General features: G+C 49.1%; 17 protein-coding genes and 1 pseudogene. 12 read left to right on the top strand and 6 right to left on the bottom strand.

The genetic code is table 11. From position 1 onward, the window contains the following. Nucleotide 1 precedes the first annotated feature (1 nt). Nucleotides 2-946 carry an ABC transporter ATP-binding protein gene (locus RB298_RS08845; protein WP_486046854.1) on the bottom strand — a complete coding sequence of 315 codons (945 nt, stop codon included), beginning with the start codon at nucleotides 944-946 and terminating at the stop codon, nucleotides 2-4. Nucleotides 947-1,120: 174 nt separating this feature from the next. On the opposite strand from RB298_RS08845, the gene RB298_RS08840 reads away from it, so the two are divergent. From RB298_RS08840 to RB298_RS08825, 4 genes are all read left to right on the top strand, one after another. After that, entirely contained in the window at nucleotides 1,121-1,816 is a 696-nt protein-coding gene (locus RB298_RS08840) for a response regulator transcription factor (protein WP_096775922.1), read from the top strand. Then, on the top strand, nucleotides 1,813-3,348 hold the full coding sequence (locus RB298_RS08835) for a sensor histidine kinase (RefSeq protein ID WP_486046852.1): 1,536 nt from the start codon (nucleotides 1,813-1,815) through the stop codon (nucleotides 3,346-3,348). Before RB298_RS08840 ends, RB298_RS08835 begins: the two co-directional genes overlap by 4 nt. A gap of 175 nt (nucleotides 3,349-3,523) precedes the next feature. After that, entirely contained in the window at nucleotides 3,524-4,732 is a 1,209-nt protein-coding gene (locus tag RB298_RS08830; protein ID WP_486046850.1) for a TolB-like translocation protein, read from the top strand. A 70-nt stretch (nucleotides 4,733-4,802) separates the two neighbouring features. Next, nucleotides 4,803-5,492, top strand: coding sequence for a stalk domain-containing protein (locus RB298_RS08825; RefSeq protein ID WP_486046848.1), 690 nt, complete (start codon nucleotides 4,803-4,805; stop codon nucleotides 5,490-5,492). A gap of 169 nt (nucleotides 5,493-5,661) precedes the next feature. Here RB298_RS08825 and RB298_RS08820 read toward each other — a convergent pair whose 3' ends face one another. Then, on the bottom strand, nucleotides 5,662-5,922 hold the full coding sequence (locus RB298_RS08820) for a hypothetical protein (protein ID WP_096775918.1): 261 nt from the start codon (nucleotides 5,920-5,922) through the stop codon (nucleotides 5,662-5,664). A gap of 131 nt (nucleotides 5,923-6,053) precedes the next feature. On the opposite strand from RB298_RS08820, the gene RB298_RS08815 reads away from it, so the two are divergent. The 5 genes and pseudogenes from RB298_RS08815 to RB298_RS08795 all read left to right on the top strand — a co-directional run bounded on the left by RB298_RS08815 (nucleotide 6,054) and on the right by RB298_RS08795 (nucleotide 8,452). Beyond that, entirely contained in the window at nucleotides 6,054-6,437 is a 384-nt protein-coding gene (locus RB298_RS08815; RefSeq protein WP_486046846.1) for a nuclear transport factor 2 family protein, read from the top strand. A 113-nt stretch (nucleotides 6,438-6,550) separates the two neighbouring features. Then, nucleotides 6,551-7,000, top strand: a pseudogene (locus RB298_RS08810) (GNAT family N-acetyltransferase); the annotation flags it as partial. Further along, entirely contained in the window at nucleotides 6,992-7,471 is a 480-nt protein-coding gene (locus RB298_RS08805; RefSeq protein ID WP_486046923.1) for a GNAT family N-acetyltransferase, read from the top strand. The pseudogene RB298_RS08810 and the gene RB298_RS08805, both read left to right, overlap by 9 nt. Before the next feature lie 39 nt (nucleotides 7,472-7,510). Next, nucleotides 7,511-7,954: a GNAT family N-acetyltransferase gene (locus tag RB298_RS08800; protein ID WP_375120399.1), complete on the top strand. Its 444-nt coding sequence runs from the start codon at nucleotides 7,511-7,513 to the stop codon at nucleotides 7,952-7,954. 39 nt (nucleotides 7,955-7,993) lie between these two features. Continuing rightward, nucleotides 7,994-8,452 (top strand): NUDIX domain-containing protein, encoded by a 459-nt coding sequence (locus tag RB298_RS08795; RefSeq protein WP_277746492.1) that lies wholly within the window; start codon nucleotides 7,994-7,996, stop codon nucleotides 8,450-8,452. A 64-nt stretch (nucleotides 8,453-8,516) separates the two neighbouring features. Here the strand turns inward: RB298_RS08795 and RB298_RS08790 are convergent, their stop codons facing one another. Beyond that, entirely contained in the window at nucleotides 8,517-9,578 is a 1,062-nt protein-coding gene (locus tag RB298_RS08790) for an S-layer homology domain-containing protein (RefSeq protein WP_486046843.1), read from the bottom strand. A 530-nt stretch (nucleotides 9,579-10,108) separates the two neighbouring features. Between RB298_RS08790 and RB298_RS08785 the strand changes: the two genes are divergently transcribed. Beyond that, nucleotides 10,109-10,786: a class I SAM-dependent methyltransferase gene (locus RB298_RS08785; protein WP_486046841.1), complete on the top strand. Its 678-nt coding sequence runs from the start codon at nucleotides 10,109-10,111 to the stop codon at nucleotides 10,784-10,786. Nucleotides 10,787-10,826: 40 nt separating this feature from the next. Beyond that, nucleotides 10,827-11,303 carry a DinB family protein gene (locus tag RB298_RS08780; RefSeq protein ID WP_486046839.1) on the top strand — a complete coding sequence of 159 codons (477 nt, stop codon included), beginning with the start codon at nucleotides 10,827-10,829 and terminating at the stop codon, nucleotides 11,301-11,303. A gap of 77 nt (nucleotides 11,304-11,380) precedes the next feature. Here RB298_RS08780 and RB298_RS08775 read toward each other — a convergent pair whose 3' ends face one another. From RB298_RS08775 to RB298_RS08765, 3 genes are all read right to left on the bottom strand, one after another. Further along, nucleotides 11,381-12,952 (bottom strand): acetamidase/formamidase family protein, encoded by a 1,572-nt coding sequence (locus tag RB298_RS08775; RefSeq protein WP_096775912.1) that lies wholly within the window; start codon nucleotides 12,950-12,952, stop codon nucleotides 11,381-11,383. A 221-nt stretch (nucleotides 12,953-13,173) separates the two neighbouring features. Further along, nucleotides 13,174-14,658 (bottom strand): endonuclease/exonuclease/phosphatase family protein, encoded by a 1,485-nt coding sequence (locus RB298_RS08770; RefSeq protein ID WP_486046837.1) that lies wholly within the window; start codon nucleotides 14,656-14,658, stop codon nucleotides 13,174-13,176. Between the two features lie 390 nt (nucleotides 14,659-15,048). Beyond that, entirely contained in the window at nucleotides 15,049-16,140 is a 1,092-nt protein-coding gene (locus RB298_RS08765; protein WP_486046835.1) for a class I SAM-dependent methyltransferase, read from the bottom strand. Nucleotides 16,141-16,577: 437 nt separating this feature from the next. Between RB298_RS08765 and RB298_RS08760 the strand changes: the two genes are divergently transcribed. Next, nucleotides 16,578-17,027 carry an NUDIX domain-containing protein gene (locus RB298_RS08760; protein WP_486046833.1) on the top strand — a complete coding sequence of 150 codons (450 nt, stop codon included), beginning with the start codon at nucleotides 16,578-16,580 and terminating at the stop codon, nucleotides 17,025-17,027. Nucleotides 17,028-17,102: the final 75 nt, after the last annotated feature.

Genomic DNA, 17,102 nt, shown 5'->3' with positions numbered 1-17,102 from the left:
GTTAAGTTCCCTCCGCGTCACGTAGTTGCTTGCCGGTAAGCGTAAGGAATACGTCTTCAAGCGTAGGTTTCTCCGCATGGATGGATAGGACGCCGCCCGCGCTTTTGGCCAACGACAGGATGCGATCCAGATTTCCTGCACCTGCTCGTGATATGATCTGAATTTGCGTTCCATTCAAAACCACGTGCTTGACTCCATCCAGCTGTTTGATGTTATCGATCAGATCCTTCGTCAGCTCCACGACTTCCAGCTTGATCTTCTCTTCATGGTGGATGTTCTTTACCAACTCATCGATCGTCCCCTGCGCGATGACGTGGCCTTGATCCATAATCACGACGCGGGATGCGAGGGACTGCACTTCTTCCATGTAATGGGTAGTGTAGAGAATGGTCGTCCCCCTTTTTTGCAGCTCGCGGACCGATTCCAGGATGTGATTTCTGGATTGGGGGTCGATTCCAACCGTAGGTTCGTCCATGATCAGGAGCCTGGGTCTGTGAATAATAGAGCAGGCGATATTCAGTCTCCGCTTCATTCCTCCGGAAAATTTGGAAGGACGTTTATGGGCTTGATCCGTTAGTCCGACGAACTGGAGCGTTTCCGTGATTTGTCTTCTCAATTCCGTGCCTCTTAACCCATAGATTCCGCCAAAAAAGGCGAGATTCTCGTGAGCGGTTAAATCCTCAAACACGGTGATATCCTGCGTAACCAGTCCGATCTTTCGTTTAACCTCCAGCATAGGGCCGCTTGGCCGTTCCCCAAACAGCTCGATGTTTCCGGAATCGATGCCAATTAAGCCGGATAACGCATGGATCAATGTGGTTTTACCTGCACCATTCGGCCCAAGAAGGCCGAGTATTTCTCCCTGCCTGATTTCTAAATGGACATGGTCCAGGACAAGCTGATGCCCATAGCGCTTAATGATATGGTTCATGGTAGCGATTGTCATCCGAATCCTCCTTTGCTTGAGTGCTTAGCTTTATTATGGCCACCGGACGAAAGCGTTCATAGTTACAATTGTAATGAAATCGGCAGGGGACCGCTGTTGAAATATGATGCCGGATACGTTACCATCATGGAATTAGCAAATGTGTAATCGGCCAGTAAAGGAGTCGTATCTGCGATGACGAAGGTACTTGTTGTAGATGATGAGATCAGTATCTCAAGCGCAGTTGCTTATGCGCTGCGAAGGGAAGGATATACGGTAGAGACCGCAGGGGACGGGCAGGAAGCGCTGGAGCGCGTGGAATCGTTTGATCCTGACGTGATGGTGCTCGATGTCATGATGCCGAAGCTTAGCGGGTACGATGTTTGTCGCAGGCTCGGGGATCGGCAGCGTCCTGCCATTCTGCTGTTGACGGTGAAGGACGATATTGTGGATAAGGTGCTCGGGCTGGAGCTTGGTGCCGATGATTATATGACAAAGCCCTTTGACATGCGGGAGATCATCGCCAGGGTAAAGGCATTGTCCCGAAGAAGCCGTACTCCTGAGGCAGCCGGGAAGCAAGCCCCCGAAACGCATGTGATCCGGATAGCCGGACTTACCATTAACCTGTTAAATCGAACCATTCATGCCGAAGGCAAGCCTCTTGAACTGACGCCGAAAGAGTTTGACCTCATGGCTCTCCTGGCCCGGAATCCGGAGCGGGTATATTCGCGAGAGGCCTTGCTTGAACAGGTATGGGACATGGATTTTGCCGGCGGCACGCGTACGGTAGATATTCACGTCCAGCGATTGCGCAAAAAGCTGGGAAACCAGCATGAAGTGATCCAGACCGTGTATGGCATCGGGTATAAAAGCACGGAGATTCCATCATGAACAAAGGAAAAGTGCGTTTCGGCTTAAAGTGGAAAGTCGCACTGCTTCTCGCTCTGCTGCTGATCGCCGTTGTGGTTGTTCTAAGCACGTTGGTTCTTGCCGGGATACGGGAGGACCAGCGGGTGCGCCTGGAGCAAACCTTCGCCCAGGAAGCAGAAGCAGCCAATCTCAGGATTCATCAGGAATTACTGACGAATCCTCAAACGCAGCCGGATGATTTTATGGAAAATGTCGGCCAACGTCTGGCCGTCGATCTCGGAACCCAGAGCGGTATGCCGGTGACCCTGTATAAGATAGATGGTACATTCACGGGGACTTCTCTTCCGTTCCAGCCGAAAATGGATGTACAGGACGCGCTTGCTCACACGGCGCAAGGGCGTTCCGCCTATATTACCGAGGGCGACCAGCTGTTATATCTTGCCCCGCTTCGGAATATGGAGCAGCCGATCGGAACGATTCAATTCCACGCCTCCCTGGCCGAGCAGCATGCGTTCTATGACCGGATCCAGACAATGTTTATCGTGACGGGTCTTGCGGTGCTGGCCGCCGGGTTCCTTATCGGTTTTCTGTACGTGTGGCGGCAGGTGCATGTCATCAGCAGATTGAACCAGGCTGCGCAGAGGATCGGCGAAGGCGTCTATCTTCGTGAGCCGACGGTGAAGCGAAACGATGAGCTCGGCGAGCTGGCGCAAGGGATATATGAAATGAGCGGGCGAATTTCCTTGTCGGTGAACCAGCTCACGGAAGAGAAACAGAAGCTGCTGGATGCCATTGATCGGCTGCGGGAGCTGGAACAGCAGCAGAAGCAGTTTATCGGGAATATCAGCCATGAGTTGAAAACGCCGCTGACCTCCATACTGGCCTACGCGGACCTGCTTGAGATGTATCGCGACGATCCCGCGCTGCTCGAGGAAGCCCGAGGACAGATCAGCCGGGAAGCACAGCGGCTATATCGCCTGGTAGAAAAGGCGCTTCAGTTATCGTCCATGGATATATATGAATTCGAAACCCACGCGGAACACGTAAACCTCATGCCGATTCTGCAAGAGGCGGCAGCCCGGCTGGAGGCCAAAGCAGAGCAATCGGGCATAACGCTGCGATCCTCATTATCCGAAGGCAAGGTATGGGCCGATCCGGAGAATCTGATGCATATGATTTTGAATCTGCTGGATAACGCCATTAAATATAACAGGCCCGGTGGGACCGTTACGCTATCGAATGAAGTGGACCGGGATCCACAAGGCAATGATCGCATGGTCATTAAGGTAAGCGATACCGGAATCGGAATTCCAGACGAAGCCCGGGAACGGATCTTTGATCCGTTTTATACGGTGAGCAGCGACCGCTCCCGGGTACATGGCGGTACCGGCTTAGGATTATCCCTGGTTCGCAATTTGGCGGAGAAGCAGCGCGGTTATGTGGAGGTTGCGGAATCCAGCCCAAACGGTTCTACGTTTGTGGTCACCTTGCCGATGGAACGGCCGCAATCCCAGGAGGTTCATTCGGTGGAAGAAAGCTCAGACTTGGAATAGGTCTGGGCTCTTTTTAAAATGTACATCTTTGTTTACAAGTTCGTTACAAGCTCGATATCGTATCGAGATATTCGCATTCTATACTGAGTTCAACAGGGAAAGAGGCGGCATGACAAGTCACATGAGTTGCAGCTGCCGAAGCTCCTTGGGGGAGAAGCATTGGAGGAAACCTGTTATGAAACACAAATTTGGGAAGCATGGGATCAAGTTGCTGTCTATCGTTGCTGTGGCTGCAGCCCTTGCGGCCTGCCAGTCCCAGGATCGGTTGACGATCGTGGAACCGGGCAGCCAAACCAGCCAGCCGCCTGTATCGAATGCCAGAGGAGGTAAGACACCGGGAGAGCGCAAGCTCACGGTCGTTGACGGGGCGAGCGGGCAGGCCGGTTGGGAAGTGGTCGTGAATCAGACGCACCGGATTGCCTCGTCCAACATCGAGACGTGGATATCGGAGGATATGGTCAGGGTCACTACCACCAAAATGGTCAAGGAAGCAACCGCAACGGAAGAACCGAAATATGCGTACGCCACCGAAGAGGTGAACGTAAGCACGGGCGAGCGGCGTGAGCTCACGAATCATGAAGCGTCGCATCCAGGCCAACATCTGGTCAAGGAAGAAGTCTCGCCGGACGGTAAATATAGCTTTGTACAGAAATGGAGGGATAAGTACACGGCAGACAATTTCATGAAGGATCTTAATACCGGCAAGAGCATTCCGGTAAAAGGGGACAACTACATGGAAATTGGCGGTTGGCTCGATGCGGATACCTATGTTCTTGCGGCAGGCTCCATGAGCGGCAAGGGAGAGATTCGTCTCATTTCCACGGACGGTACTTACACCACCACCGCCATTGAGGATGAGGACGTTGAAGTTTACAACCAATTCGGAGCGAGTAAAGGCCGGATCTATTATACCGATGTGAATCAGGTGCTTAAGGTGGTTGAACCGGGGCAGTCGAAGCCGGTACAGCTCATCGAAAATGTATGGAGCTTCACCATCTCCCCGGATGGAGAGTACATTGCCGTCTCCACAGCAACCAACACGGAAGGGAACTCAGGCAGCAATTTACTGATCTATGACGCAGCCGGCAGCTTGCAAGGATCGCTAATCGGAAAAGGCAATCTGATTTCTTACCCGTCCTGGTCGCCGGATTCTGCCAGATTAGCCTTTGATGTGTACTCGGAGAATGAAAGCGGAATGAACGGCGTGTATGTGTTTGATACGGCTTCCGGGAAAGTAAGCTGGATGGCGCCCTATTATTCAGCGGTGCATCCTGCGGCCCATCCGGTCTACCCGCTGACTTGGAGTCCATCTGGAAAAAGACTGGGAATTACGATTGACGATAAAGAAGCTTTAATTGCGACGCATGTCATTGATTTTCAATAAAGTTATTGCGCTTCATACTATGACTCATCGACTTGGAAGGTTGGTGAGACAAACGAGAGGGATGAATGAAATGAAACAGTTGAAAAAATCAATCGCGGCGGTTGCCGTGCTGGGAATGACCTTAACGGGAGCGGCAGGTGTTTATGCGGGAGCCAACCTGGAGAAAATCTCGGCTTACCTGAATCACAGCATCGGCATCAAAGTGGACGGTACCGTCTATAACACGGGCAAGAAATTGACTCCGATCACGTATCAGAATACAACGTACTTGCCGGTACGCGCGATTGCCGATGTGCTGGAAGTTCCTGTGAGATACGATGCGAAGAATAACCAGGTGTTAATCGGAAGTAATCCTGGAAAGGGTCAGACGATCGAGCTGACCAACGTGAAATACAGCGATACCCAACTAAAAGAGATCAAAAGCGCATTCGCCAAATTTGATGGTTTCCAAACACCGTACGCTCCAAGTCAGATGGTAAAAGGCGATGTGTATCAAAAGACGGGCGCATCGGCAGATGGCGTGAACATGGTCTTCAAACATATGACGGTGTACATCTCTCCAAGAGACTACTCTCATGGATATGACAGCAAACCGGTTACATTGTCCAATGGGGTTAAAGCGAAATGGTATACACCGGATGACACGGATATGCTGGGATTTCAGATCAATGACCGCTTCGTGACGATCAGCTCTCCGGATCATTCCTTAAGCAAAGCGCAGCTGGAGAAGGTTGCAGTAAGCGTTGCCCAATTGAAATAAAGATAGAGATAATTCTAAGGTGATAGAGATATATTTCAGATATGAAAAAGGAAATAGAGGTTCTTACGAGGAAGCTTGCAGGGTGAACGGAATAGCCTGCGAGCTTTTTCATATTAGAAACTCGTAGATAAAAAAGAAGCAGCAAGACGCTGCTCCTCCCATCGTTTCATTAGTTGCGCTGCAATAACAGGTAACCGCTAATGTTGGATGTTCTTTGACGAAATACGATTTTGAAACCTACATCATGATCCTGCAAGCAGGCCAAGGCGGTTCTAAGCAATGCATTCGGCGTCAAATCAGCCCGGCAAGGTGAAGCATTGCCGATGACGCGGGCAGCAACAATTCTGCGAGGAGAACCCGCAACCAGAGGATTTCTTGACCAGCTGATTAATACTAAATCCGGTTGAGGAACAGCAGTGATACGACCCATTCAAATCACCTCTTATACTATAGTAGAGTCCGTATATTAAATGACAAGTTGATGAGAAATGTGCAAAGCGAAAGGCGGAGTTTTTCAAAAACAGGGTTGACGCCCAACAAGGGACGAAAGGGGAAAATCGTATGAATCCTATGAAAATGAGGGACATGGTTGAGAAGTATGTAGAAGCCTATAATTCGTTTGATATTAACGGGATGATAGCTCTTCTGCATGAGGAGATCGAATTCAGAAATAGTTCTAGCGGATCGGTGGACGTGGAGACAAAAGGCATTGAGGAATTTCGGGAAATAGCCGAACAGTCCAAGTCGTTATTCTCCCACCGTTGTCAGACTATCGTTGGTTCTTCGTTTGAAGATGGCAAGCTTCAGATTGAGATTGACTACGAGGGTATCCTCGCTAAGGATCTACCTAACGGTATGAAGGCCGGGGAGAAGATTCATATGAAGGGAAAGTCCGTATTTGCGTTTAAAAACGATAGGATCGCCGTGATAGAAGATTATAGTTGATAAGGTTAGAAGTATTTAGGAAAAGTTTATCTAAAGTCGTTTAATCCCGGAAGTAGGGTTCTTTATGTGGTATTATTTGGGTTAATGTATGCTTGCTTGGGGGGGGCCATGATATGGACATGGAGTTGAAGCCGGTTAACCGAAAGAACTGGGAAGAAGCATTGGCAATGCAGGTTTCGGTCCAACAGCAGGGGTTTGTGCCGGCGGTAGCCGTATCTCTCGCCAAGATCTACATCAAACCGGACGGTGATGAAGTCGAATACCTTCCCTTTGCGATATACGTGAGGAACCGAATGGTTGGATTTATCATGCATGCCTATGTGATGAATTCATCCGATATGTATTGGATTAACGGCTTTTTAATAGATGCGGGGGAACAGGGTAAGGGATATGGCAAAGCAGCTTTACTCCAGATGATTACATGGATCCAAAGCCAATTTCCGCAATGCGAGGAAATACGCCTGACCGTGCATAAGGATAACCGGACAGCGAAAAATTTGTACAGCAATCTAGGTTTTGTTGAAACGGGGAACTGGTTCGGCGATGAGGAAGTTATGAAGCTGAATGTTCAATCCAAGCAAGAGGTTAAGAGAAGGGGGAGTGACCCATTGTCGCAAATCAACATCAATCGAAGCAGCCCGGAAGAAGCGCTTGCGGTACGGACGAACCTGATTCAATTTAATGCACGGTTTATCGCAGAAGATTTGCAGCAGAATTACGAGGAGATCAACTTACATATAAAAGATGAGCATGGAGAGATCGCAGGCGGCATCAACAGTGTATTTTGCTGGAATTGGATTGAGGTCGATATTCTGTGGATCGATGATCGATATCGAGGGCGGGGATATGGCTCAAGATTACTACAAGAGATTGAGACGATCGCAAAAGAAAAGCAATGCACCTTCATCAAGCTCAATACCTTCAGCTTTCAAGCGCCGGTATTCTACCGTAAACATGGATTTCAAGAGATAACTCGCATTGAGGATGCCCCAAGGGGTCATCAGCAATATTATTTTATTAAACATTTGGCGTAAACCAGTGTGAACATCAACAACGATTCGAAGGAGCTTGACATGATTAGACTGCAGCCCGTAAATAAGGATAATTGGACCGAATGCATTAAACTGAAAGCGAAACCGGAGCAAGAAGGCTTCATTGCCTCCAATCTGTATTCGATTGCCCAGTATCAATTTCTTGAACAATTTGAAGCGATGGCCATTTATGATGATCAGACGATGGTCGGGTTCGCGTTATATGGCTTGGACGCCGATGACGGCAACTATTGGATTTACCGTTTCATGATCGACGGGAATTTCCAAGGAAAGGGCTACGGGAAAGAGGCTTTGCGATACATCGTTGAAGAAATCCGAAACAAGCATGACCGGACAGATGTCCTTATGCTAAGTTTTGATCCGAAGAACGAACGGGCCAGACAGTTGTACATCAGAGCGGGTTTTGAGGAAATCGGCGTTATGCCGTGGTCGGGTGGTGAATCCGTAGCGAAGCTGGGGCTATAAACCCTCAGCCTTCAAGTATGGAGAGAGGATAATGCTGAAATGAAAATCATAGTGACAGGCGGCGCCATTATCCGGGATCATCGAGGGCGGATATTGCTCCAACGACGCTCGGACTACGGCAATTGGGGTCTTCCCGGTGGCGGTATGGAGGCAGGGGAATCCGTTGAAGAGACGATGAGACGGGAAGTGCTCGAAGAAACGGGGCTGGTCGTACGCGATAGTGAACTCTATGGGGTCTATAGCGGATCCAGAATGCAGTATCGATATCCGGACGGAAACGAAGTCGTGTTTGTCATGTTTGTTTTTAACGCCACGGTGGATTTACAAGGAAAGACGGAGGAGACAGGCAGAATACTGATTTATCACGATGAGAACAACGAGTCGTTGCAGTTGGAATTCAAAGCATTGCATGAGATCGATCTAGAGGATATCAGCTCTGTACAAAGACCGGTATTTGAGGATCTGCGTAATGGTAAGGCAAACATTTTAAGAACTTGATATGTTTGTACCATGACAAAAAAGGGAGTGCATACTGTATGCAACAGTTATGCACTCCCTTGTGTCATTTTAATTGGAGATTGGGTTCATACCATACGGCTTGGGTAAAGTCCTGGAACGTATCAGCGTAATAATACATAACTTCAATGTTGTTATTTTCGCCGGTTGCTTTTTGACCCTTGCTTCGGATAATGGGGATGAATTCCGCATAGTATGCGCCATTCAAGGGGATTCGAACAGGCTGCTTAGGGTTGCTCAACTGCTCGTAAGTATAATAGGATGGCTCCCCGTTCACGTTGATCTGCAGGTCGATTTTCTCCGAAGCCTTCAAAGCCAGATAGAATTCCGGCAGGGCATCGGAATTCACCAAAGCAAAGTCATAAACCGGACTTTGTCCGTGTCCTGATGGGGAACCCGCATAGATAAAGTTTCTTGTGCCATTCGGAATGAGATCATCCGGCGATGGTTCCCGAACATAGCTGCCGCCATCAAAATAGTCGTAAATTCGATGCAGGACGACCGCCGTTTCGGCTAACGTTACCTTTTGATTCGGGCGAAAATAGCCTTTGGCGTCGGGTTTCATGATGTCGGCCTCGTCAAAGCCGAGCAGTGCATAGGCTTTGACGTAATCCAGATCGGAGGCTAAGGAAGGCCCGTATTTTTTGTCTTGCATCAATCCGATTTCGGGTGCCAGTGGCTGATAGGCATACTTCCATTTGTCATAATGCTTGTAGGAATTGAAATATCTTTTGGGCAGGTCTTTAATCGCCCGCAATCTCGCCATTTCCTCAGCGTCCGATAACTCCAAGGAATAACCAATATCATCGAACAGCGTATTCAGCGTAATCAACAAGTCCCAGCGTGTTAACACTTTCTCCGGTATATACTTGAAGGTTTCATCGTTGTAATTGATTCTGTCTGCGGCTCCGATTAATCCGTTCGGCGCTGAAGGTATGCTGCCGTAAACATCCTTAAAAATCTGGTAGGATGGGTGCCCGTTAGGGACGCCGGGAATGTTGAACTTCTTATCAGCATCGACTCGAAAATCGGTAAACAGCCGGTGAACCATAAGGGTAAGATCGGCTTTGGTCACCATCCTGCCTAACGTTTTTGTCCGATACTCCATGTTCTCAAAAACTCCATGGGATCTAAGGAAGTCAATGGACTCATTAGCCCATGCATACTTGGCTTGACCAGATTCCGCCGCACTTGCCACGGATGTCATGCAAAACGATAAAATAAGGGTTAAAGATAATAATTGACGCCACCTTTTTAAAAACATGAAATCCTCCTGTATGTATCGATAGATTGGATGAATATTCCTCCATTGTAGACGACAAATTATGACAATAGCAATGCTTTTTTAGTCCTCCTTACCTATTGAAAAAAAAGAGTCGGTTTGCATTGTTTTTGATCCGAAGCGTATTGGACGCGAAGACGAATGCCGGGGAAATCGATTGAAAGTGGATGATTTTCGACGGGTAATTTAAATGTAACCGTTGACATTGCGGAACAAAATGGTAATATTTTAAGACATTAGCAATAGCGGTTGATTCGTTGATTCGGTACCTGTTGGCATGCACAAGATCATGTAACGACAGGGTTGTGCCATCTTGGATTGTGAATGCAGTACAGCCTATCACGGAGGGGGAACGCATGGGAATCGACTGGTATGACATGATCGCGCGCAGGAATGGCGGTTATAGAGGAAGAGCGGTGTGTACCGTAGTCGGAAGATCGGCGGAAGAAGTGTTTGAGGAGCGGCTGGTGGAGATGCTGCCGCAGTATCATTCCGTGCTGGACGCAGGCTGCGGGCATGGTGAGTTCACGCTTCGGATGTCCAGACATGCTGAGAAAATCATTGGCTTTGACAATTCCGCGGAGATGATTCGAATCTCCCAATACTTGCTCGAGAGCAGCGGAACCCGGAATGTGGAATTCGTGTTTGCCACGACGAAGACACAGATGCCTTTTCAAGACGGGCAATTCGACCTTATCTATGACCGCAGAGGACCTACCTCCATCCTGGAACATCCCAGGATATTAGCTTCAGGCGGCACCATCTTCGGGATACATACCGATGTGACTCACGTTCGAAGGCGATTGTCGGAGAATGGCTACATGAATGTCGAGATTGAGGAGTATAATGAAGCGATTATTTACTTCCCGAATGCCCACGAATTTGCATTAAACCTGTCGGATACGCCAGGCAATCCCGATTATACTTTACCGGAAATGAAGGGTGAGCTCGAGGCCAGGATACGGGAGAACCAGATCGACGGCCAGCTTGGAGTTCGCGAGCACAAATATATCTGGAAAGCGATGAAGGCGTGAATCAAGGATCTTTTATCATACCGAATAAGGAGTGTGCGATATGGATCATGAGTTCAACCGGAAGTGGCTGGAGGACAAATTTGAAAACATCCGCAGCCGTATCTTGAAAGCGTTGGTGCAGTTAAACGATGAGCAAGTGAATTGGCGGCCCAATCATTCCAGTCTGAGCATATCTACGTTGATCAGGCACATCGAAGGCAACATTCAAGAACGGGTCACAAAAGGGATATTGCAACAAGACGTTGCCCCGCGAAACCGGGAGCAGGAGTTGACCCAGGTATTTGTCAGCCGGGATGATCTGATCCAGATTGTGAAGAATCGGTTCCAGTTCCTGATCGATACGGTAAAATCCATGTCGAGTCAGGACTTTGAACAGGTTCAATCGGTCCGGGGAAAAGAACGGAGCAATCTCGACATCCTGCATCAGTGCGCTACGCATTATTCGGAGCATATGGGTCAAATTTTTTATATCGCCAAGCAGTGTTTGACGGTTCAATATAAAACCACATCGATCTAATGAACGAGCCCCCTTAGATGGCGTTTCCAGCTAAAGGGGCCTTTTTTCGGTACAATTATATAGACAAGTGCACAAGATTAATTCAGGGAAGGCGTTACGCTGGCTTTCAGCACATTCCCGCTGGTGGTCCAGTTCACATGGGCTCCGAACAGAGCAGGGATTGTTTTGATGGGAATCATGGTTATGCCATTCTTCATGATGGCCGCTTCGCTGTTGTACACCGCCTTGCCATCCATTTCATAGATTGACTGTCCGATCGGGACGGTTAAGTTTTTGCCCGGGGCGGTTGCTAAGGCCGCATGCCGTTTAGGGTCCCACTCCACTTCATATCCCAAACCTTCAGCGAGCGGACGGAGGGGAACATAGAACTCATCCCCGATGATGGAGGAGCCTAGTGCCGAGCCGTTGATGGCGATCGACAGCTTAAGATTGTTGATAAAATGCCGCTTATGAATCAGCGCATGTATACCTTTGGTTTTGTCCACTACTTGGGAGACCTCGTAGTCCGTAGCCGCACTCATGTAGGCGTAGGCCGTTGCGCGATCCATGCCCAGCTTCTCATTCAAGAAGCCAAGGGCTTCGCGCACCGCTTCCTTCATGGCCTCATCCAGATCGGGGTCGAGACCGACGGGAATCCAGTAATCCTCCGTTTCGGCAAAAGGCTGCTTGAGCTCTGCACGCGGCAAGGATGGATCGCCAGCTTTCAGCACCGTCAACCGGAAGGTACCGCGAAGGGAGGCCTCCATTGCGGTCAAGGCAACCTCGCCGTCTCCCTGTGCAAAATGAGGATCGCCGGTATAGAAGAGCCCGCCTTTTACCTGAATCGGAAGATACAGTGTAGATCCGACGCCAAGCTCATTGATATCGATATTGCCTCCGGTTTCGATCGGCGGGACGCTGCTAACTTTTTCACTGGTATCCGGTGCGACGCCCATAAGTCCCATAAAAGGCTTGAGCGGGAAGCGGACATGCCCGCCCTGTTCAACGGGAAGCACGCCATAGAGTTTACCGTTGATTTCTTCTACCGGCGTGAATTTGGAAATATTTTGGTATAACTCCGGATTTGCTGCGCTTGCTCCTTCCTTGCGCCCTTCATTCTCGGGATATTCGCCGGGAAGGGCACCCTTATAATGCCGGTTGGATATGACGCCGTAGGGAACCCGGGGGGTGAGAGAAAGAACCTCGACCTTCAACACGTCTCCAGGTTCTGCTCCCTGGATTCCGATCGGTCCCGTTACGACATGCGGTCCATCGTTGTCAAAATCATGCTGCAGCTCAGAGGCAGCAACCGCTTTAGCGTCATCTAGCACTTGATCCGGCCGGATGCCGAAGGAAGCAAAGTACTTCTCCGGATCCCTTCCCTGGTCTTCAAGGATGCCTTCATGGGATATCGTATCAAACGTGACGGTGCTGCCGGAGGTGACGGTCATGATGGATTTGCTGTCCCGATTCGGTAGATGCCCCCAACTGATATTCTCTACGGTGCTGGGGACATAATAATCGGCTCCGAGTTGCTCATTGCTGGTGGATTGCAGGATGGGAAACGAATCGAGGGCAGCGGCTTGCGCGGGTACAGCGGCGAACAAGGAAATCGTACATAAAGCTGCGGTGATGGAATGAAAGCGATTATTTCTTTTCCTTGATGACATATTATCTCCCCCATATCCTGTGCATATTATCAATCTAGCAGCATTATACATGGAGAAGGATAAGTTTAACAATATTTATGTTATGTTATATGACATGAAAAGATGAAATTAATTACATAGAACTAGATTTCTGAGGGTGAATACCTAAAAAACCTTCCACGCACCATGAGCCTGAGTCATGGCATGTGGAAGGTTTATCTGTTTTTTTTGGAGTATGAAGCTTACGGCTGACCAGGGGAAGGGCGCTGAAATGTGTCTTTTTTCTGCATAATGCTCATCAGCGGCGCAGGCTCCTGATAGGTGATCGATTCGTTCACACCGGCATCCAGCTGTCCGTTATTAAACTGGACCCCTACGAGATGCGTGCCGGATGGCGATGAAATACCCAAGGAACGTCCGCTGGTGGAGGTTCCGTTCAGGCCCTGATTGTTGCCCGGCGTGAAGACGGCAAGCATCTGAGACGGTAAGAGCTCATCCCCATCGGCATGATAGTTGGCAAGGAACTGCTCCAAGCTCAGGTCATAACAGCAAGGCTGCTTCTTGATCCAGACCACCTTGGTTTCATTCGGGCCGATAAGGGTGTTGGTGCTGTAGCGATCCTTCGTAATGGTCCAGCGGTTGGACTTGGATTTGTCGAACGGAAGGGCAGGGTCGTAATAATAGTAGATTTGATACCCTTCCAGGTCGATTTCCCGGTTCGTGGGGTTATAGATCTCCACATAATTGTAATTCCCTTGCTCGTTCGAGTTGGCGACCACTTCGGTGATATGCAGAGCCGTGGTCAAGGGCTGCTTGGGCACCGTTTCTCCGGTGGTTTTGTTGGATTGTTGCAGGGTGCCCTCCATCATGACGGGATAATGATCGCTAGGGTATTGGTCGTCTTCCTTGTAGTTGATAATCTCGCTGTGCAGGACATTCCAACCTTGGCCGTGCAGAATCCAGTCGATCCGGTTTCCGCTGCCGCCGCCCGTAGGGTCCTTGTAGTTATGGAAGGTTCCCAGATCATCGTTGGTTCGCTTCTTGGCCGTGACATGCGCATCCGACAACCCGTTGCTTGTAAAAATCGAATACGTATCGCTCCCCGGAAGCGTGTTGAAATCGCCGGTGATTACAACGGGGATATCCGGGTCAAATGCCTTCATCTTATCAACGATAAGTGCCGCACTCTTCTGCCGGGAAACCTCGGATTGATGATCCAGATGCGTGTTCACCATATAGAAGGTTTTGCCGTTTCGAAGATCCTGAAAGCGAACCCAGGTTGCCATCCGCGGAATTTGGTTGCCCCAGCTGGCCGAGCTGATCGTCTGGGGCGTATCGGACAGCCAAAAGTGAGACTGCTCCAGTGGCCTCAGCCGTTCCGTATTGTAAAAAATCGCCATATATTCCCCTAGGCTCCCGCCTTCACGTCCGACTCCGATCCGATCATATCCCGGCAGATCATTCTCCAGATCCACGATTTGCCGGTGAAGTCCTTCCTGCGTTCCAATGACGTCCGGCTGATGCTCCAGGATGAGGTTTCTGGTGACTGGGCGGCGGTTCTCCCATGGCTGACTGTCATTGGCGGCATACCGCAAGTTGAAGCTCATAACCTTTAAAGGACCGGACGATGCTTCCGCGGTGCTTCCCATTTCGCCGGAAGCGGATAGCGATGCCGTCGTCAGAAATGTAAGCATCATGAACAGGCTGGTGATTTTGGGGATTCTCATTAAAATTCCTCCTTTATCATGTGCAAGAATATGTTCCTAATGGATGCTAAGCAGGTCACTTGTCCTCCCTTCCTGATTTGCCCATATCATATCGTATTTTTAGCGGGCTGCGTATTTACATTTTTTTAGGTTTTTGCTTTTGTTTTGGTTATTCTTTGGAAAGCCACCTGTGATCCCTCGCGGGTTGATCCATGAAAAGTCCATCAGGCTGCTCGTAATATGTAAACCTAGCTCCGCCTCTCCGGTTGTTTCCGGCTCCGCGGTGGTACGGCACAAGAAAGAGGCCAAGAAGACCATTGTAGCTGCAGGCCCCTGTGACCTCAATACCGTCATGAACGTAAATAACGCCTCAAGAAGCACAGGCTCCCGAGTTTTTTGTAACCACCCATTTCAGGTTTTTAAGAATACGCCGAGTTCCCTTACTTTCCCTGTGCCCGATGTGGCCGCCAGCTTTACATACCGGGTGAAATGCGTATTTTGCAGCAGCAACGATTTTTCCGTTTCCGGCTCGCCGCCTGATTCCCAGAAGAGCATATCGGTAATGCATTGATTGATTTTCCGCATAAAAGCGTTACGGATATCTTGGTCTCCCATATGATGATAAAAAACGGTTAACAGGAGGCCGATCTCATACCGCTGAAGTCTTGATGAAGATTCGAAGCGGTCCGGAAGCAGGTCAAAGTTCACCCTTTCCAGCCGATTCAGCTGCAAAGCCAGATCATAATGCTCAGCCAGCGGCTCCAGTCCGGTCACGTGCGCACCTTGGCGGGCGAAATGCCGCGCGTAATATCCGATATTGCAGCCGATATCGATCACTTTCGTGCCGAGAAGAGAACGTGTACCCAAGAAATCCATAATGACATCAAGTCTTGTCGGATAGGCTTGATCGCGCTCGCTCTTCAAATGAAGATAGGAAGGGTGCAGTATGGGGGTATAAATAAGGCTCCGTTGATATCTCTGAAAAGAATCGGCAACCTCTGACAGCCCTTCGATATTCATCCAGTCCATATAATCTTCGCTGGACATTTTGACTTTCATGCTCCGTTTACCTTGGCAATACAAAAAAGTCGACCTGTGATGTCCGTCCCTCAGGTTAAAATAACCTCCTGCGCGATTAAATTTCACCAAAGGCGGGTCTTGGTGAAAAAAAGCGCTATTGGACGACAGATCCACCTTCATCATGTGATACTGATTTTTCCTAAAGGAGAGGACCTCTTCATCCTGTAAAGGCGGGTCGATTCCCCTGGTGAGAAAGATATTCTTATACCAATCCAGGTACGCGGACGGGCTGGCTTGTTCGTTCATGAAATATCGGTACAGGCTCTTGTGCGAATCAAAACGCATGATCGGCATATCAGCGGAAAGCTTATGATGTTCGTACCAGCTATCGGTGTAGTTGGGAATATCTTTTTTTCTTTCCTCCGTAATCAGATCCGTGAACAGCAGTTCGATCGGGACATCAACATTTACATACCCGGACATCGCTCAACCTCCAATTTATCGTAGTTCCCTTATTTCAAAGAAAATAAATAGGTAGAAAAATCTCCGATGGGAATGTTCTGTAGAACATGCTTGCTTCTTGCAATACTGGTATTCAGAAGGGTAACCGGAGAATTTGACATCATGATCATGGGGCGATGTTCTGGAGCATTCAGTATTCAATAATATACTCTCTGCCTTATTAGCTTGACCCGACGCGTGACTCTATCTTTAAAAAAAGACTTCTAGCAGCGGTGGGCCAAATGCTTGGGAAGGAGAGGCATTCGAGTTGAAGGTTCAACAACGTCGTGCGATTGCGTGTTATGTGCGTTAACGGTAGAATAAAGGGAGTTACCAGATATTTCATCCAAGAACCCTCCTCGTGGTTAACGCCAAAGGAGGGTTCTGTTTATGTAGATCATGTGCAAAGGATTGTGGATATGACGGAAAATGGGATCGTGCTTGTGGTCAGCGTTACCCTCGTACAGGGAGATCAAGTGCTTATTATCCAAGAAAATAAACCTTCGGTTCGGGATACCTGGAACTTCCCGGGAGGGCGCATCGAGCCTGGAGAAACGATGTTGGAGGCGGCTATTAGAGAAGTGAAGGAAGAAACAGGGTATGAAGTACAACTGACGGGCACAACAGGGGTTTATCAGTTCATCAGCAGTTTGAATTACCATGTCGTCATGTTTCATTTTACCGGAATCGTGACCGGGGGCTCGCTTGAGTTGGGTGCTGACGAGATCAAGGATTGCCGCTGGGTCACGCTGCCTGATCTCTTCGCGGATGACAGCATGATATTCCGGGATGCCGAAGTTATGAGGCGGATTGTGGAGAGCCTCGAAAAAGGCGTACAGCACCCGCTTGCGCTGTTTCATCCGTCTTAACGCTTCTAACTTCGGGGGCATCGCATAATCATAATTCTTAGCGGATATTTCGTATTATTTTTTCGAATAAAGGAG

It is taken from the genome of Priestia sp. BR_2, assembly GCF_041954005.1.
GTDB lineage: Bacteria > Bacillota > Bacilli > Paenibacillales > Paenibacillaceae > Paenibacillus_AQ > Paenibacillus_AQ lautus_A.
This window is presented reverse-complemented; position numbering and strand designations above follow the sequence as displayed.

Bases quoted from the DNA above. Each gene is read 5' to 3' on its own strand.
- RB298_RS08845 (WP_486046854.1), bottom strand. From the start codon at position 946: ATGACAATCGCTACCATGAACCATATCATTAAGCGCTATGGGCATCAG.
- RB298_RS08840 (WP_096775922.1), top strand. From the start codon at position 1,121: ATGACGAAGGTACTTGTTGTAGATGATGAGATCAGTATCTCAAGCGCA.
- RB298_RS08835 (WP_486046852.1), top strand. From the start codon at position 1,813: ATGAACAAAGGAAAAGTGCGTTTCGGCTTAAAGTGGAAAGTCGCACTG.
- RB298_RS08830 (WP_486046850.1), top strand. From the start codon at position 3,524: ATGAAACACAAATTTGGGAAGCATGGGATCAAGTTGCTGTCTATCGTT.
- RB298_RS08825 (WP_486046848.1), top strand. From the start codon at position 4,803: ATGAAACAGTTGAAAAAATCAATCGCGGCGGTTGCCGTGCTGGGAATG.
- RB298_RS08820 (WP_096775918.1), bottom strand. From the start codon at position 5,922: ATGGGTCGTATCACTGCTGTTCCTCAACCGGATTTAGTATTAATCAGC.
- RB298_RS08815 (WP_486046846.1), top strand. From the start codon at position 6,054: ATGAATCCTATGAAAATGAGGGACATGGTTGAGAAGTATGTAGAAGCC.
- RB298_RS08805 (WP_486046923.1), top strand. From the start codon at position 6,992: ATGAAGCTGAATGTTCAATCCAAGCAAGAGGTTAAGAGAAGGGGGAGT.
- RB298_RS08800 (WP_375120399.1), top strand. From the start codon at position 7,511: ATGATTAGACTGCAGCCCGTAAATAAGGATAATTGGACCGAATGCATT.
- RB298_RS08795 (WP_277746492.1), top strand. From the start codon at position 7,994: ATGAAAATCATAGTGACAGGCGGCGCCATTATCCGGGATCATCGAGGG.
- RB298_RS08790 (WP_486046843.1), bottom strand. From the start codon at position 9,578: ATGGAGTATCGGACAAAAACGTTAGGCAGGATGGTGACCAAAGCCGAT.
- RB298_RS08785 (WP_486046841.1), top strand. From the start codon at position 10,109: ATGGGAATCGACTGGTATGACATGATCGCGCGCAGGAATGGCGGTTAT.
- RB298_RS08780 (WP_486046839.1), top strand. From the start codon at position 10,827: ATGGATCATGAGTTCAACCGGAAGTGGCTGGAGGACAAATTTGAAAAC.
- RB298_RS08775 (WP_096775912.1), bottom strand. From the start codon at position 12,952: ATGTCATCAAGGAAAAGAAATAATCGCTTTCATTCCATCACCGCAGCT.
- RB298_RS08770 (WP_486046837.1), bottom strand. From the start codon at position 14,658: ATGAGAATCCCCAAAATCACCAGCCTGTTCATGATGCTTACATTTCTG.
- RB298_RS08765 (WP_486046835.1), bottom strand. From the start codon at position 16,140: ATGTCCGGGTATGTAAATGTTGATGTCCCGATCGAACTGCTGTTCACG.
- RB298_RS08760 (WP_486046833.1), top strand. From the start codon at position 16,578: ATGACGGAAAATGGGATCGTGCTTGTGGTCAGCGTTACCCTCGTACAG.